16 protein-coding genes, 1 pseudogene and 1 other annotated feature are annotated in these 14,895 nt (G+C 39.4%); of the genes and pseudogenes, 5 read left to right on the top strand and 12 right to left on the bottom strand.

What is annotated here, in order from left to right; translation table 11 throughout:
• Nucleotides 1-45 precede the first annotated feature (45 nt).
• Nucleotides 46-945 (top strand): annotated as a pseudogene (locus A5844_RS14595) (ISL3 family transposase).
• Nucleotides 946-997: 52 nt separating this feature from the next.
• On the opposite strand, the gene rplT reads toward A5844_RS14595, so the two are convergent.
• The 4 genes from rplT to A5844_RS05875 form a co-directional block, all read right to left on the bottom strand.
• Nucleotides 998-1,357 carry a 50S ribosomal protein L20 gene (rplT, locus tag A5844_RS05890; protein ID WP_086284334.1) on the bottom strand — a complete coding sequence of 120 codons (360 nt, stop codon included), beginning with the start codon at nt 1,355-1,357 and terminating at the stop codon, nt 998-1,000.
• Nucleotides 1,358-1,410: 53 nt separating this feature from the next.
• Entirely contained in the window at nt 1,411-1,611 is a 201-nt protein-coding gene (gene rpmI, locus A5844_RS05885) for a 50S ribosomal protein L35 (RefSeq protein WP_002289309.1), read from the bottom strand.
• A gap of 71 nt (nt 1,612-1,682) precedes the next feature.
• Entirely contained in the window at nt 1,683-2,207 is a 525-nt protein-coding gene (gene infC, locus A5844_RS05880) for a translation initiation factor IF-3 (protein WP_086284333.1), read from the bottom strand.
• Nucleotides 2,208-2,250: 43 nt separating this feature from the next.
• Nucleotides 2,251-2,376, bottom strand: a sequence feature (ribosomal protein L20 leader region).
• A 351-nt stretch (nt 2,377-2,727) separates the two neighbouring features.
• Nucleotides 2,728-3,393, bottom strand: coding sequence for a deoxynucleoside kinase (locus A5844_RS05875; RefSeq protein WP_086284332.1), 666 nt, complete (start codon nt 3,391-3,393; stop codon nt 2,728-2,730).
• Nucleotides 3,394-3,687: 294 nt separating this feature from the next.
• Here A5844_RS05875 and mvk point away from each other — a divergent pair, with 294 nt between their 5' ends.
• The 4 genes from mvk to fni are packed head-to-tail and all read left to right on the top strand — an operon-like array spanning nt 3,688 to nt 7,758.
• Nucleotides 3,688-4,635 carry a mevalonate kinase gene (gene mvk, locus A5844_RS05870; protein ID WP_086284331.1) on the top strand — a complete coding sequence of 316 codons (948 nt, stop codon included), beginning with the start codon at nt 3,688-3,690 and terminating at the stop codon, nt 4,633-4,635.
• Nucleotides 4,628-5,605: a diphosphomevalonate decarboxylase gene (mvaD, locus tag A5844_RS05865; RefSeq protein ID WP_086284330.1), complete on the top strand. Its 978-nt coding sequence runs from the start codon at nt 4,628-4,630 to the stop codon at nt 5,603-5,605. Before mvk ends, mvaD begins: the two co-directional genes overlap by 8 nt.
• 12 nt (nt 5,606-5,617) lie before the next feature.
• Nucleotides 5,618-6,703, top strand: coding sequence for a phosphomevalonate kinase (locus A5844_RS05860; protein ID WP_086284329.1), 1,086 nt, complete (start codon nt 5,618-5,620; stop codon nt 6,701-6,703).
• Entirely contained in the window at nt 6,700-7,758 is a 1,059-nt protein-coding gene (gene fni / locus A5844_RS05855; RefSeq protein ID WP_086284328.1) for a type 2 isopentenyl-diphosphate Delta-isomerase, read from the top strand. The genes A5844_RS05860 and fni overlap by 4 nt, the downstream gene beginning before the upstream one ends.
• A 302-nt stretch (nt 7,759-8,060) precedes the next feature.
• Here fni and A5844_RS05850 read toward each other — a convergent pair whose 3' ends face one another.
• The 8 genes from A5844_RS05850 to rhaA form a co-directional block, all read right to left on the bottom strand.
• Entirely contained in the window at nt 8,061-8,864 is an 804-nt protein-coding gene (locus tag A5844_RS05850; RefSeq protein WP_086284327.1) for a gluconate 5-dehydrogenase, read from the bottom strand.
• 17 nt (nt 8,865-8,881) lie between these two features.
• A complete protein-coding gene (gene kduI, locus A5844_RS05845; RefSeq protein WP_179190549.1) occupies nt 8,882-9,724 on the bottom strand; it encodes a 5-dehydro-4-deoxy-D-glucuronate isomerase in 843 nt (280 codons plus the stop codon).
• A gap of 13 nt (nt 9,725-9,737) precedes the next feature.
• A complete protein-coding gene (locus A5844_RS05840; protein ID WP_086284326.1) occupies nt 9,738-10,745 on the bottom strand; it encodes a sugar kinase in 1,008 nt (335 codons plus the stop codon).
• Between the two features lie 6 nt (nt 10,746-10,751).
• Nucleotides 10,752-11,396, bottom strand: coding sequence for a bifunctional 4-hydroxy-2-oxoglutarate aldolase/2-dehydro-3-deoxy-phosphogluconate aldolase (locus A5844_RS05835; protein WP_164498414.1), 645 nt, complete (start codon nt 11,394-11,396; stop codon nt 10,752-10,754).
• A 102-nt stretch (nt 11,397-11,498) separates the two neighbouring features.
• Entirely contained in the window at nt 11,499-12,251 is a 753-nt protein-coding gene (locus A5844_RS05830) for an IclR family transcriptional regulator (RefSeq protein ID WP_086284325.1), read from the bottom strand.
• Between the two features lie 211 nt (nt 12,252-12,462).
• Nucleotides 12,463-12,774: an L-rhamnose mutarotase gene (gene rhaM, locus A5844_RS05825; RefSeq protein ID WP_086284324.1), complete on the bottom strand. Its 312-nt coding sequence runs from the start codon at nt 12,772-12,774 to the stop codon at nt 12,463-12,465.
• Between the two features lie 28 nt (nt 12,775-12,802).
• Nucleotides 12,803-13,624: a rhamnulose-1-phosphate aldolase gene (rhaD, locus tag A5844_RS05820; RefSeq protein WP_086284676.1), complete on the bottom strand. Its 822-nt coding sequence runs from the start codon at nt 13,622-13,624 to the stop codon at nt 12,803-12,805.
• 13 nt (nt 13,625-13,637) lie between these two features.
• Nucleotides 13,638-14,894 carry an L-rhamnose isomerase gene (gene rhaA, locus A5844_RS05815; RefSeq protein ID WP_086284323.1) on the bottom strand — a complete coding sequence of 419 codons (1,257 nt, stop codon included), beginning with the start codon at nt 14,892-14,894 and terminating at the stop codon, nt 13,638-13,640.
• Nucleotide 14,895 lies beyond the last annotated feature (1 nt).

Below are 14,895 nucleotides of genomic sequence, written 5' to 3'. Positions count from 1 at the left end.
ATTGCCTTTCGTTATTTCGTATCGGATGTAACGATTTTACGAATCATGAAAGCGGCTGTGAAGAACGGTAAAGTACGTTTGGACTACTTGCCCTCCGTTCTTTGCTTTGATGAATTTAAAGCAATGAAATCCTGTGTGGGTAAAATGAGTTTTATTTTCATGGATGGTCAAACGAATCAAATTCTTGGTCTTCTTGAAAGTCGTAAACTAGCTTATTTACGTACCTATTTCTCTCGCTATACCCGTCAAGCTAGAGAGAATGTCCAATATATCGTCATGGATATGAACGCTCCTTATTTTGAATTAGCAAAAAGTATTTTTCCCCATGCACAAATTGTCACGGATCGTTTTCATATTATCCAACATATTCACCGGGCGTTGAACCATTTCCGGATTCAAATCATGAACACTTATTGTAAGAACGATCGTCTGAAGTATAAACGATTCAAACGTTACTGGAAGTTATTTCTAAAGAATTCTTATCTATTAGATAGCTCACGCTATCGCTATGATTATTCCTTTAAGCGTCCGATGACTGAAAAAGCGATCGTCGATGAATGACTCAGCTATGATTCCACATTAAAGTTGGCTTATGACACTTGTCAACTCCTTCTCTATCACTATAAACAAAAAGAGACGAACGACTTTTTCGAAGTGGTGAATACCTTAGATACCCAGCTTCCTGAGTGGTTTCGCAAGAAACTTACTTTCTTCAATAAATATAGAAAAGGAATCAAGAATGCCTTCCAAATACCCTATAGTAACGGGGCATTGGAAGGGACAAACAATAAAATCAAGGTTATCAAACGAGTCGCTTATGGTTACCGTAATTTTCTCCATTTTCGTGACCGTATTTACTTGATCCAGGGTTTGGTTTTCCAAGATCAACCCAAAACAAAAAAGAATCAATCGAAGCGTATTTCTGCTTCGATTGATTCTCGATGAAATTCTTTCAATTTGAACTCACCAACACTACTTGTCGAAGAGCCTTATAAACTTATTTACTTAAAGCATCTTTTGCTTGGTCAGCTAATGCAGTAAATGCTGTTGCATCATGGACAGCAAGGTCAGCTAACATTTTACGGTTGATGTCGATTTCAGCTAATTTCAAACCGTGCATCAATTTTGAGTAGCTTAAGCCATTCATACGAGCCGCTGCGTTGATACGAGCGATCCACAATTTACGGAAGTCGCGTTTCTTTTGACGACGATCGCGATATGCGTAGTTGTATGAATTCATTACTTGTTCTTTTGCTGTTTTAAATAAAGTGTGTTTTGAACCGTAGTAACCTTTTGCTAGTTTAAGCATTTTTTTACGACGTTTACGAGTTACTGTTCCACCTTTAACACGTGCCATGTATAATTCCTCCTAATAAAAATAGATCTTTAAATTTCAGTCAATAGTAGTTCTTATTTCATTTTTGCTAGTTGTTGACGAATACGTTTGAAGTCGCCACTAGAAACCATGCTTGCTTTACGCAATTGACGGCGTTGTTTTTTTGTTTTACCGTGGAAACGGTGACTTGTAAACGCGCGGAAACGTTTCAATCCGCCTTTACCAGTACGTTTGAAACGTTTTGCTGATCCGCGGTGTGTTTTTTGTTTTGGCATGACTATATTTCCTCCTCAAAATCTTTCGTTATCCGACTAGTGACTATCCAAAAGTCAGTTAGTCATTCAAATTACTTACTATCGTTTTTCGGTGCCAGCGTCAAGAACATGCTGCGTCCGTCCATTTTCGCTTTTTGTTCCACTGTTGCAATATCAGCAGTTTCTTCAGCTAAGCGATCTAAGACTTTTTGACCAATTTCTTTATGGGTAATGGCACGGCCTTTGAATCGAATAGAGGCTTTTACTTTATCGCCCTTCTCCAAGAACTTACGTGCATTACGAAGTTTTGTATTGAAGTCGTTCAAGTCGATCGTTGGACTCAAGCGAACTTCTTTCACATTGATCACTTTTTGTTTTTTACGCGCTTCGCGGTCTTTCTTTTGTTGCTCGAAACGGTATTTCCCGTAGTCCATGATTCGCGCAACTGGTGGTTTTGCACCTGGAGCAACTAACACAAGATCAAGATTTGCTTGTTCAGCAATCTGTAATGCTTCTGCCTTTGTTTTCACTCCTAATTGTTCACCATCTGAACCGATCAATCGTAACTCACGTGCACGAATGCCGTCGTTAACCATCATATCCTTTGCTATGGTCATTCACCTCCAAATATTATGAGAGAAAGAAAAGCTTGTCGAATCTTCGACAATAAAAAAACGAGTTCTTATAGAACCCGCACGTACTCCACCTTAATCAAAATAGGTGAAAACTATCTAGCCCAGTGACTTCGTCAACTAAGGCGAGAAGCGGGTGCTTCTGCTTTTATTTCTCAACTTAAACAGTATATCAGGTTAGAGTTTTTTTGTCAAGGTATTCTTGAATTGCTTTCACTAGAAACTTGACGATTCATCCATCAAATAGCTAAAAACGATAGACACTTTCTGTTTGAGTAATGACAATCCCTCATTCTTTCATGATGAAAATACAAAAGTACTTAACAGAGAAACCTGCTTATATCTAATGGCACAGCAAAATCAATCACTTTTCAATATTGACTAACTCTTTATGAAGAGAGTGAATGAGTCTCGTACTTCACGTATCCCTATTACCTCACTCTTGGCTCACCTTTCAGAGAATTCCGCAAGTGTCTATTCGTTTTTATCAGAATCGCTTTGCGAATTAGAAGATCGCTATTTCTTCCTCTTGACGAATTTCTTCTAGTTTTCCCTTGATCATCTGTAAAACTTGCTGCTTTGCCTCTGGATCTTCCACAAAATTAAATTGGTCCCCATCAATTTGGATCTTGGGACTTTCATTATATTCTTCATACCATTGATCATAACGACGATTTAATTCTTTATAATAATCGTACAAACTAGGATCGAAAGCTAATTGTTCATAAGCTCTTCCTCTTTTTTCGATCCGTTCCAACATGGTATCAAAAGATACACGGATATGAACCAGTAGATCTGGATGTTTTTTGTAAGCCGCATGAGGCAATTCTTCCATCATGTTTGCCAACAATTCATCGTAGACTTGTACTTCTGTCTTTGTTGCTCTACCTAAGTCTGCATTCAAATGGAACAATAAAGAATCTTCATAGATTGAACGGTCTAATACATTATTATCTTCTTGCATCGCTTGTTTAATACTTGCAAAACGTTTATTTAAAAAGTAAATTTGCAATAAAAATGCGTACTGCTCAGGGTTTGCATAAAATAGTGGTAACACTTCATTGTCATCGATGGATTCATAAAAGGCTTGACTATCAAAATGTTCAGCTATCATTTTCGTTAAACTTGATTTTCCGGCACCGATGGTCCCTGCTAAAACAATCACACTCATTTCCCTCCAGCTCACTTCATCACTAAATATTGTGTTTTTTCAAATCTTTTTTTATATTAACCTCAATATCTAGTGGTGTCAAATACAAATATCATTGTCATTCTACTAAAAAACCAAAAAAATTCTTAAGAAAAAAACGTTTTTTTTCAAGAAATCGTATTCTTTATTTTACTTATTGGTTCGTTTTAGTAAAATAAAAGGGAATTGTTTTTTGAACGAGCGTAGCGCATAATAAATAAGGCGCTTTATTTTTTGCTCAAATGTTACGGTTACAGGAGAAGAAGGAGTTGGACTATGGCAATTCATGGCCAAGGAGAATCAAGCGGAAAAGTTATCTTGATGGGTGAGCATTCGGTGGTTTATGGTGAACCAGCAATCGCCTTCCCATTTTATGCAACGAATGTGATTGCGCGATTAGAAGATCTTGATACTTCCACCACTGATCAGCTTGTTTCTTCCTACTATATAGGATCTTTACCCGACGCACCTCATGCGTTGAAAAATATAAAATTACTGATTGCTAGTCTCAAGGAGCAGCACCATATTCTAGGAAATTTACGGTTAACGATCGAAAGCACGATTCCAGCCGAGCGTGGCATGGGATCTAGCGCCGCTGTAGCTACTGCCATTACTCGCGCTTTTTATGATGCTTTTTCCCTCCCTCTTTCAAGGGAGCAGCTGTTGACACATGTGCAAATTTCAGAAAAAATTGCTCACGGAAATCCTAGTGGGCTTGACGCTGCCGCCACTAGTAGTCTTGAACCAATTTATTTTACCAAAGGACATCCTTTTGATTATTTCCCACTGAATATCGATGCCTTCTTGATTGTTGCAGATACCGGGATCAAAGGTCAGACTCGGGCAGCAGTCAAAGACGTTGCCCATCTTTTTGACGTCAATCCGCAGGAAACTGGACAAAAAATCCAGCAACTAGGATACTTAACAAAGCAAGCCAAAAAAGCAATCATTGAAAATTCACCTGAAAAACTCGCCTTAGCAATGAATGATTCGCATATTTTACTAAAGAGTTTAACGATCAGTAATGATTTACTTGATACCTTGATCGACACCGCACGTTTTGCTGGAGCGCTAGGCGCAAAACTTACCGGTGGTGGTAGAGGCGGTTGCATGATCGCTTTAGCGCAAACAAAAACTGAAGCCCAAGAAATCAGCTCTGCTTTACTAGAAGCTGGCGCTGTTTCAACGTGGATTCAAGGATTAGGAGTACATACCTATGCATAGAGGTAAAGCACGTGCTTACACGAATATCGCTCTAATCAAATATTGGGGCAAAAAAAATGAAGAATTGATTCTTCCAATGAACAATAGTTTGTCACTTACACTAGATGCCTTTTATACTGAAACTGAAGTAATTTTCTCAGAAGAACTAACAGAGGATCGTTTTTATTTAGATGAACAGTTACAAGAACAGAACGCTACTAAAAAAATCAGCAAATTTCTAGACATCGCTCGAAAAAAGGCCAACACGGATCTAAAAGCTACCGTTATTAGTCAGAACTTCGTGCCAACAGCCGCAGGGCTGGCTTCCTCTGCAAGTGGATTAGCAGCTTTAGCTGGGGCATGTAATGAAGCGTTACACTTAGAACTAGATGATCAAGCTCTTTCACGATTGGCTCGTCGGGGATCAGGATCTGCCTGCAGAAGCATTTTTGGTGGTTTTGCAGAATGGGAAAAAGGTTCTGATGATCTCAGTTCTTATGCAACCCAAGTGCCTTCTGATCATTTTGAAGATGAACTTGCTATGGTCTTTGTCTTAATCAATGATCAAAAAAAGGATGTTTCTAGTCGTGATGGCATGCGTCGAACAGTCGAAACGTCTTCTTTCTATCAAGGATGGCTTGATTCTGTCGAAACAGACTTGTGTGAGTTAAAACAAGCCATCCAAACAAAAGATTTCCAAAAATTAGGGGAAACGATGGAAAGAAATGGCTTGAAGATGCATGGAACGACCTTAGCAGCGAAGCCACCATTCACTTATTGGTCAGCAGACAGTCTCAAAGCAATGCAGACCGTCCGTGACTTACGCACTTCAGGCATTCCTTGTTATTTCACTATGGATGCTGGTCCAAATGTAAAAGTCTTAGTTGAAAAAAAGAACCAGACAGCCGTTCAAGCAGCATTTACTGAACTGTTCAGTAGGCAACAAGTGATTTCCGCTCACGCTGGCCCAGGAATCACGATTATCGAGTAAAGGGAGAGTATTATGATTGAAGTATCTGCACCTGGAAAACTTTATATTGCTGGCGAATATGCCGTAGTTGAAACGGGTCACCCTGCAGTCATTGTCGCTGTGGATCAATTTGTCACAGTAACTGTCGAAACCGCACGTAAAGTGGGGAGTATCCAATCTGCACAATACAGTGACATGCCTGTGCGTTGGACCCGCAGAAATGGTGAATTAGTTCTTGATATTCGCGAGAATCCATTTCATTACATTCTTTCAGCGATTCGTCTGACAGAAAGATACGCCCAAGAAAAAAATATATTGTTATCCTTTTATGACTTAAAAGTAACAAGTGAATTAGACAGTTCAAACGGTAGGAAGTACGGATTGGGATCAAGCGGTGCAGTTGCTGTAGCGACTGTTCGCGCATTGGATCAATTCTACGCCCTGAATTTGACGCAACTTGAAATTTTCAAGATTGCTGCTCTCGCTAATCTGGCCGTCCAAGATAATGGCTCTTGTGGAGATATCGCTGCTAGTTGTTATGGCGGATGGATTGCTTTTTCTACTTTTGATCATCAGTGGCTAAAAAAACAACAGTCCATTCATACGATTAGTGAACTACTAGCCATCGACTGGCCTGGTCTTTCTATCGAGCCTCTACAGACACCTGAAGATCTTCGGTTACTGATTGGCTGGACCGGTAGTCCTGCTTCGACCTCCGATTTGGTCGATCAAGTCCACCGCTCAAGAGAAGAGAAACGAACTGCCTATCAAAAATTTTTAGAAGAAAGTACAATTTGTGTCAACGAAATGATCAAAGGGTTTAAAGAGAACAATGTCGCATTGATTCAACAAATGATTCGCAAAAATCGTCAATTATTGCGAGAATTATCTACGATTACAGGGGTACTGATTGAAACACCTGCCCTAAACAAACTATGTAATCTTGCTGAAAAATACGAGGGAGCTGCGAAATCCTCTGGTGCTGGAGGAGGCGATTGCGGGATCGTCATTGTTGACCAGAAATCGGGCATTCTGCCTTTGATGAGTGCTTGGGAATATGCAGAAATCACCCCTCTTCCTTTACACGTTTATCATCAACAAAGAAAGGGACCGCTATGAATCGAAAAGATGAACATGTTTCGTTAGCAAAGGCATTTCACAACAAACAAGAAAATGAATTTGATGCCATCCGCATCGTTCACAATGCACTCCCGCAATCAGCACTTGCAAATGTTGATCTAAGCACAAACGTGGCTGGATTTTCACTTACAAGTCCTTTTTATATCAATGCTATGACCGGTGGTAGCGAAAAAACAAAAAAAATCAATCACGATCTCGCAGTGATTGCCAAAAGTGCAAATCTTATGATTGCGACAGGTTCTGTCAGTGCTGCGTTGAAAGATCCATCCTTGATAGATTCATATACTATCATGCGTGACGTCTATCCAGAAGGGAAAATCCTTGCCAATGTCGGAGCTGGCACCTCATTGGAAAAAGCAAAGCAAGCCGTCGATTTATTCCATGCAGATGCTTTACAAATCCATTTGAATGCCCCTCAGGAATTAGTCATGCCTGAAGGAGATCGTGATTTCACCCATTGGAAAGAGTTGATCAAAGAGATCACTCAAGAACTTAGTGTCCCTGTTATCATCAAAGAAGTTGGCTTTGGGATGACAAGAGAAACTATCGATGAATTAGCAACATTAGGCATTAAAACAATTGATATCAGCGGACGTAGTGGTACAAGTTTTACCCAAATCGAAAATGCACGACGTAAGAAACGCGAACTTTCTTACCTCACAGACTGGGGACAATCCACCGTTACTTCCCTCCTTGAAGCAAATGAAACGAATGAAACCATTGAAGTTCTTGCTTCTGGAGGTATTCGCAATGCTTATGATATTTTCAAAGCATTATGCCTTGGTGCTCGTGCTGTAGGAGTTTCCGGAACAGTATTAAACCATTATATGACCTACGGCTTGGAAGAGACGGTTCATTTAATGGCGCAATGGCAAGAAGAACTTCGGCTGCTATATACAATGGTTGGTGCTGTAAAAACGACTGACCTTCAGAAACAATCGCTGATTTTTTCTGGACCAGTAAAAGACTGGTGCGAAGCCCGAGGAATCCCTTTGATAAAATATGGGAATCGCAGCAAAAAAATGAACGAATAGTCGGTATTTTCAATGACTCTTCTTACTAACTGCTAACTTCTTGAATCAATCATCCTCAAAGTCATGAATATTCTCTGTAAAATAATGGCTCGATATCAAATCGGAGACTGGGACAGAAGCGTTATTTACTTTTGTTCCATGCTCTAAATACATATAAACGGCGGGAGCAGAAGCAACTCCTTCAGAAATAACACCTAAATAATAAATACATTCTAAAAAGCCGTATAGTCAAAAATAGGTTTTCCTGTTTTTGACTATACGGCTTTTTTAGTTCATCTAATGATTACAGTTATTTGTTTTATTTATGGCTGTTTCCCAATGTAAGCTAAGATCCCACCATCGACATACAGAACATGTCCATTCACAAAATCAGAGGCGCTTGATGCTAGAAACACCGATGGCCCTGCTAGATCGATTGGCTCACCCCAACGAGCTGCTGGAGTACGTCCTACGATGAATTGGTCAAATGGATGTCTTTCTCCGTTTTCTTGAACTTCTCTTAAAGGAGCGGTTTGCGGTGTTGCGATATAACCTGGTCCGATTCCATTACATTGGATATTGTATTGACCATACTCCGAAGCAATATTTTTCGTCAACATTTTCAATCCGCCTTTTGCTGCTGCATAGGCACTGACTGTTTCTCGACCAAGCTCGCTCATCATGGAGCAGATGTTGATGATTTTTCCACCGCCTTTTTCAATCATATCAGGAATGACTGCTTTTGAAACGATAAAAGGTGCGTTTAGATCCACGTCAATCACTTGTCGAAAATCTGCAGCCGCCATTTCGATCATTGGCGTACGTTTGATGATCCCTGCATTATTGACTAAAATGTCCACAGAACCGACGTCTTCTTTGATCTGTTGGACCATCGCTTGGACTGCTTCTTCATCTGTTACGTCACAGACATAGCCCTTTGCTTCGATACCGACTTCTTGATAGTGGGCAATGCCCTCATCCACTGATTCTTGGGTCAAATTGTTAAAGACGATCGTTGCTCCCGCTTCTGCTAATGAACGGGCAATCTCAAAACCAATGCCATATACTGCTCCTGTGACAAGTGCCACTTTATTGTCTAAACGAAACATCTCCATATTAAATGCCATTTTTTATTTTCTCCTTTTTATTTTAATTGATCCATCTGTATCATATCCATGTCTGTGTAAGTAATATTCTCACCGCACATTGCCCAAATAAATGAATAATTACTTGTCCCCACACCTGAATGAATCGACCAGCTTGGCGAAATGATTGCTTGCTCATTTGCTACGACCAAATGTTTGGTTTCATCTGGTTTCCCCATCATGTGGAACACCCGTGTGTCCTCATTGGCATAATCAAAGTAGACATATGCTTCCATCCGTCGTTCATGCGTATGACAAGGCATCGTATTCCAAGCGCTACCTGGTTCTAAGATCGTATACCCCATCTGTAACTGACAGCTCTCACAAACATTTGGATGGATGTATTGATAGATTTTACGCTCATTCAAAGTCAGTCCTTCGCCAGTTTCCATCGGTTTTACTTGATCGATGCTGATTTTAACATTTGGGTATTTATGGTGTGCCGGTACTGAGCTGATATAGAATTTTGCTGGATTTTCTGGATCTTTCGAAGAAAACACTACATGTTTCGTTTCTTTTCCAATATAATAACCATCTTGTTTTTTCATTTCTTCTTGTTGACCATCGATTTCAATCCAACCTGGACCTCCAATATTGATCACACCAAGTTCACGACGTTCTAAAAAGTAAGCAACACCTAACTCTTTATCCAATTTGATTTCCAATTCTTTGTCTGTAGGTGTGACTCCACCAAAGATCATGCGATCATTATGCGTATAAGTCAAACTGATTTTTCCTGGAACAAACACCTTTTCCACTAAAAATTCATTTCTTAACTGTTTCGTAGAATAATGACGGATATCCTCTGGGCTGTGTGTATAACGTGTTGACATTTCTTGCATGTAAAAAACTCCTTTATCGAATGATTTTTCCAGAACCACACGCTAAGAACCGTGCGACTTCTTCTTGATTGAATGAATTACAATCACCATGAATGGTGTGTTTCAAAGCTGAGGCTGCCGTTGCAAAATCAATGATCTGCTGGGGTGACATTTGAGTTAATATCCCATGAAGGATCCCCCCTGCAAACGCATCCCCACCACCGACACGATCAATGATGGGTGTGATTTCATGAAGATCCGACTCAACATAGACGCCATTTTTCCATAACGTTCCTTGTAAATCATTATGGCTAGCTGAATACACCGTTCGTTTTGTAGAATAAAAAGTATGGATCGTTGGAAACTTTTCGTTCATTTTTTCGTAGTAATAAATCAATGGTTCTGCTACTGTCTGTGGCGCTTCAGCTATTCCTAACAAATAAAGCGCATCCAAATTTGATGCTGAACAAATATCTACAAGCGGTAATAATTGCTCCAGTACATCACCGGCTTGTTCTTGTGTCCATAATTTCTCACGATAATTAATATCAAAGCTGATTTGACAACCAGCTGTTTTCGCTGCTTTCATGATTTCTTTCGTCATTACTTGCCAGTGTTCAGATAAAGCAGGTGTAATCCCAGAAATATGAAATAGTTCTACATCTTGAAAACACTCAGCTAAAGACCATTCCACATGATCCATCGTGGCAAAACTGGAACCTGCGCGGTCATAAATGACTGAAGCTGCTCGTTCACCAATCCCAGTCTCCATATAATAGGTTCCTAAGCGAGGCCCACCTTTTAAAAGGTGGCTTGTCTCAACTCCGTAGCTTCGCAAGTATTTTTCAACCCCATAGCCTAATGAATGATCAGGCACTTTTGACAGAAAGGACACTTCATGTCCATAGTTTGCTAATGAGATGGCAACATTCGCTTCCCCACCGCCATAATGTGCATAAAATTCCTTACTTTCTTGTAGACGATCTCCTAGGTTGGTGGATAATCGTAACATGATCTCACCAAGTGTCACTACTTTTCCCATAAGTGATCACCCCTTGATTTCTTTCAATTTTGATGCATATTGCTGTGCCACTTTTGTTACTTCTTCAAAGTTGCCATGTGCAGCAGGAGCTAATAGATTTCCCCCAACACCGACTGTGACGACCCCTGCATCAAACCACTCCCGCATATTTTCCAAATTCACACCACCTGTTGGCATAAGATTGACTTGCGGCATCGGGGCTTTGAAAGCTGAAATGATACTTGGTCCAAAGGCACTTCCAGGAAACAATTTGACAATATCCACCCCACTTTTCAAAGCGATTGTGATCTCATTGATCGTCATACAACCTGGTAAATAAGGCACTTGGTATAAATTGCATAGTTCTGCTGTTTCTTTGTCAAAACAAGGACTGACGATGTATTGCGCCCCAGCTAAAATAGCTAAACGAGCAGTCACCACATCTAATACCGTCCCCGCACCGATCACTACTTCTGTTTGATCTTGATAAGTTGCTAAAAGTTCTTTGATCACTTGATCTGCTTGTGGGACAGTAAACGTTAATTCAATCCCTGTCAAACCACCTTTAATGATGGCATGACAAGCATTTAAAGCTTCTTCACTTGTGGCCCCACGAACAACGGCAATGACCCCTGCTTGTTGCAAACGAGATAAGATCTCCATTTTTTTCATCTTTCCACCCATTTCCTATTTAGAAATTAAGTTTTACAATAAAGAAATTTACATCTTCATTATACGGTAGAAATTAAAAAATGCAAACGCTTTTCATCTTTTTTATAAAGTTTTTTCGATTTCTTGTTTAGTTTTTAAAATAGCTTGAATGATTTGGTCTTTTCCTTCCTCATCTAAACGATATTTAGGCATGCTGACACTGAACGCACCAATGATCTGACCCTCATGAACCAAAGAAGTCCCGATACAGAAGATGTCCTTTTCGACTTCTTCATCATCAAATGCCACTTGTTTCTCTTTAACTTCTTGAATTTCTTTTTTTAATTTTAATGGATTAGTGATTGTATATTCTGTAAACGGAACAAGTGGAGAACTTTCAATATAATGCTGATATTGTTCTGCGGTAAATTGTGCTAATACTGCTTTTCCCATAGCTGAACAATACAAAGGTCGAGTGATCCCGATTTTTGAAGACATTCGTATCGTTTGATTTTTAGATTCTAATTTGTTCACATACAAAATTTCATTATTATCTAGAACCCCTAAATGGATGGTCTCATCAATGATTTGTTGTAGGTTTTCTAAATAAGGTAAAGTGCGTTCTACTAGATCGATCTGCTCAATATTTTTATTGGCATATCGTACCAGTTTTCCACCTAAGCGATAATTTTTTTCTTGATTTTTATTGACGTAACCGATCAAAAGCAACGTATCTAAAATCTTTAAAGTAGTTGATGAGGTCATACTCACTCCTTGAGCAATCTCTTGTAAAGAGGTATCCGGATGTTCTGCTAAGTAATCTAAAATCTGCGAAGCTTTGATCAAGACAGTTCCATAAGGTTTTTTATTTTCCATATCACACTCTCCTATTTCTATATAGGAAATATTATAGACGGAATATTTGTTTTTTGAAAGAAATTGATCAAAACAATCCAGATATTTTCTTTATAAGCAATTAGGTGAAAATATTCTCTTGGATTTCTTATACCAAGCTTTTGATAAATCTCCTCACAAGTATGCGTAAAATATTTTCCCACTACTATCGGTTGCTCAATAGTGCTACTTTTTACAACTTGAAAACTGGTTTTAATTCCCAGCTAAGCGGCGAATGATCAAGATTCGTTTCCATGATGTCTGCCATATATTCCCACCATTTCTGATTGATGGCAGTATTGGCCATCTCTGCCCAGATTGTTTCATCCTTAATCTCAAGATAGCCGAATAAAGTATTCGTGTTCGGATCAAGGTGAATCGAGTAATTCGTCACCCCATGTTCTCTTAGCGCTTTACGCATTTCAGGCCAAAGTAAATCATGTCGTCTTTTATATTCTTCTTGTTCACATGGATAAACTTTCATGCAAAACACTTTTGTCGGCATATAAATTCCCTCTCCTTTGATGACCGCTTTATTCTAAGAAACCTTCCTTTGGCGTAACTCCAAAAGCCTCAGCTAATCGTCTTAAATTGTCATCCGTAATGGTTTGCAGAATAGGCCCTTGTGCTTGCACATACGTATAAACTTCCGCTGCTTTTTCTGCTGTCTCAATCAATCCGAACACTTCGTCCATTCCTTTTCCTGCTCCATAAATGCCATGTTGTGGCCATAATACTAAACGTGTGTCTTTCATTTTATCGGCTGTAGCTGTCCCAATCTCATTTGTTCCTGGAACCATCCAAGGGATAATAGCCACACCCTCTGGAAAGACAACTAAGCATTCCGTACACATTTGCCATAAAGTACGTGTAAAAGCTCGTTCATCTAATACGTGTGTAAAACTCATGGCTAATAAATGACTCGCATGACAGTGCATGATGATCCGATGTTCAGGATCAACTGCTAGACGAGCCATATGACTCATGAAATGACTTGGAAGTTCACTCGTTGGACGACAGTCATTTTCTAATCCCCATAAGACTTCTAGCATTTTTCCATCTTCAGCGACTCGAACAATTCCCAGATTCTCTGCTGGCGCGTTTGCCACATTTTTAAAATATTTCCCAGAACCTGTCACGAGGAAATAATAGCCTGCTAACTCACTTGCATTGACAATCATGGACACTTTGCGGATGACTTTTTTAGGGTCTAAAAATGGCGTGATTTCCTCTTCTTTCAATAAATAGGAAATATTTCCTCCATTTCGTTCATCCCAACCTAAACGGTAAAGATTCGAAGTAGTTTCGATCATTTCTTTCACATACGGTGCTTGTAAAATATCGATTTTTTTCAACATGGACACTCTCCTATTTTCTTAATTCCAATACCTCTTTTTGATAGTTATCGACTACTTCCAACCAATCCAAGCCGATAGGAACTTGATGTTGATAACAAAAATAATTCCAGACATCCGCATAAGGAAAATCTTTCAATTCTTCAGTAAAAGCGATTCTTGAGGTGAAATCAAAAGCTAATTCCATTTCTTTTAGCTGTCCGACTGGTTCTAGCATCGCTTTCATCAACGCTTTTTGAGTGTTTCTAGTCCCAATTACCCATGCGGCGATCCGATTGATTGTTGCATCAAAGAAGTCCAAACCGATGTTTGTTTTCTCTAATAACCCATTGCGAACCAATTCTTTGGCGATATCTTGTAATTCATCATCCATCAATACGACATGATCAGAATCCCAACGAACAGGTCGCGAAACATGTAACATGATCCCTTTACTGAATAAAGCTAAAGAAGATAGTTTATTTGAAATCACTTCTGTTGGATGGAAATGTCCTGCATCCAAACAAATAAGCTTGTTTCGAGTGAATCCATAGCCCATATAAAATTCATGTGACCCGACTGTATACGCTTCTGCTCCTAAACCAAACAACTTACTTTCCACAGCATCTTGGATGTGATTCTCATCCAACTCTTCGGTAAAAATCTTATCTAACGATTCCATCAAACGCTTGCGTGGAGACAGGCGATCAATCGGATAATCTTTCATCCCGTCTGGTATCCAGAAATTATTGATACATGTTTGGCCCAGTTCTTTCCCAAAATATTCCGCTATTTTTCGGCTTCTTTTTCCATGCTCAATCCAGTACTCACGAACCTTTCGATCAGGGTGTGCCAGAGTAAAGCCGTCTTTCATCATTGGATGTGAGAAAAAAGTAGGATTAAAATCCAGCCCAACTCCTTCTCTTTTGGCCCACGTCACCCATTTTTCAAAATGTTTGGGTTCAATTCCATTTAAATCAACGTTTTCTTTCGTATCTAAATAAATCGCATGTAAATTTAATTTATGTTTCCCAGGGATCAGCGAATAAGCTTTTTCCAAATCTTGTCTTAGTTGTTCAGGCGTACGGGCTGCTCCTGGGAAATTCCCAGTTGCCATGATCCCACCAGTCAGTTTACCTTCTGGCGTTAAAAATCCTTTGACATCATCTCCTTGCCAACAATGCATCGAAATTTTGATCATTTGCAATTTATCAAGTACAGCATCTGTATCCACACCAATACTTGCATATTTTTCTTTTGCTTGTACGTAATTTCTTTCGATCGTATTCATA

Origin of the sequence: Candidatus Enterococcus wittei (genome assembly GCF_002140175.1) — a bacterium.
In the GTDB taxonomy this organism is placed as follows: domain Bacteria; phylum Bacillota; class Bacilli; order Lactobacillales; family Enterococcaceae; genus Enterococcus_B; species Enterococcus_B wittei.
The sequence above is the reverse complement of the archived record's forward strand: the minus strand, read 5'-3'. Positions and strand labels throughout refer to the sequence as shown.

Bases quoted from the DNA above. Each gene is read 5' to 3' on its own strand.
- mvaD (WP_086284330.1), top strand. From the start codon at position 4,628: ATGCATAGAGGTAAAGCACGTGCTTACACGAATATCGCTCTAATCAAA.
- mvk (WP_086284331.1), top strand. From the start codon at position 3,688: ATGGCAATTCATGGCCAAGGAGAATCAAGCGGAAAAGTTATCTTGATG.
- rplT (WP_086284334.1), bottom strand. From the start codon at position 1,357: ATGGCACGTGTTAAAGGTGGAACAGTAACTCGTAAACGTCGTAAAAAA.
- A5844_RS05850 (WP_086284327.1), bottom strand. From the start codon at position 8,864: ATGGCATTTAATATGGAGATGTTTCGTTTAGACAATAAAGTGGCACTT.
- A5844_RS05840 (WP_086284326.1), bottom strand. From the start codon at position 10,745: ATGGGAAAAGTAGTGACACTTGGTGAGATCATGTTACGATTATCCACC.
- A5844_RS05830 (WP_086284325.1), bottom strand. From the start codon at position 12,251: ATGGAAAATAAAAAACCTTATGGAACTGTCTTGATCAAAGCTTCGCAG.
- A5844_RS05835 (WP_164498414.1), bottom strand. From the start codon at position 11,396: ATGAAAAAAATGGAGATCTTATCTCGTTTGCAACAAGCAGGGGTCATT.
- rhaA (WP_086284323.1), bottom strand. From the start codon at position 14,894: ATGAATACGATCGAAAGAAATTACGTACAAGCAAAAGAAAAATATGCA.
- infC (WP_086284333.1), bottom strand. From the start codon at position 2,207: ATGACCATAGCAAAGGATATGATGGTTAACGACGGCATTCGTGCACGT.
- rhaM (WP_086284324.1), bottom strand. From the start codon at position 12,774: ATGCCGACAAAAGTGTTTTGCATGAAAGTTTATCCATGTGAACAAGAA.
- fni (WP_086284328.1), top strand. From the start codon at position 6,700: ATGAATCGAAAAGATGAACATGTTTCGTTAGCAAAGGCATTTCACAAC.
- kduI (WP_179190549.1), bottom strand. From the start codon at position 9,724: ATGCAAGAAATGTCAACACGTTATACACACAGCCCAGAGGATATCCGT.
- rpmI (WP_002289309.1), bottom strand. From the start codon at position 1,611: ATGCCAAAACAAAAAACACACCGCGGATCAGCAAAACGTTTCAAACGT.
- A5844_RS05875 (WP_086284332.1), bottom strand. From the start codon at position 3,393: ATGAGTGTGATTGTTTTAGCAGGGACCATCGGTGCCGGAAAATCAAGT.
- A5844_RS05860 (WP_086284329.1), top strand. From the start codon at position 5,618: ATGATTGAAGTATCTGCACCTGGAAAACTTTATATTGCTGGCGAATAT.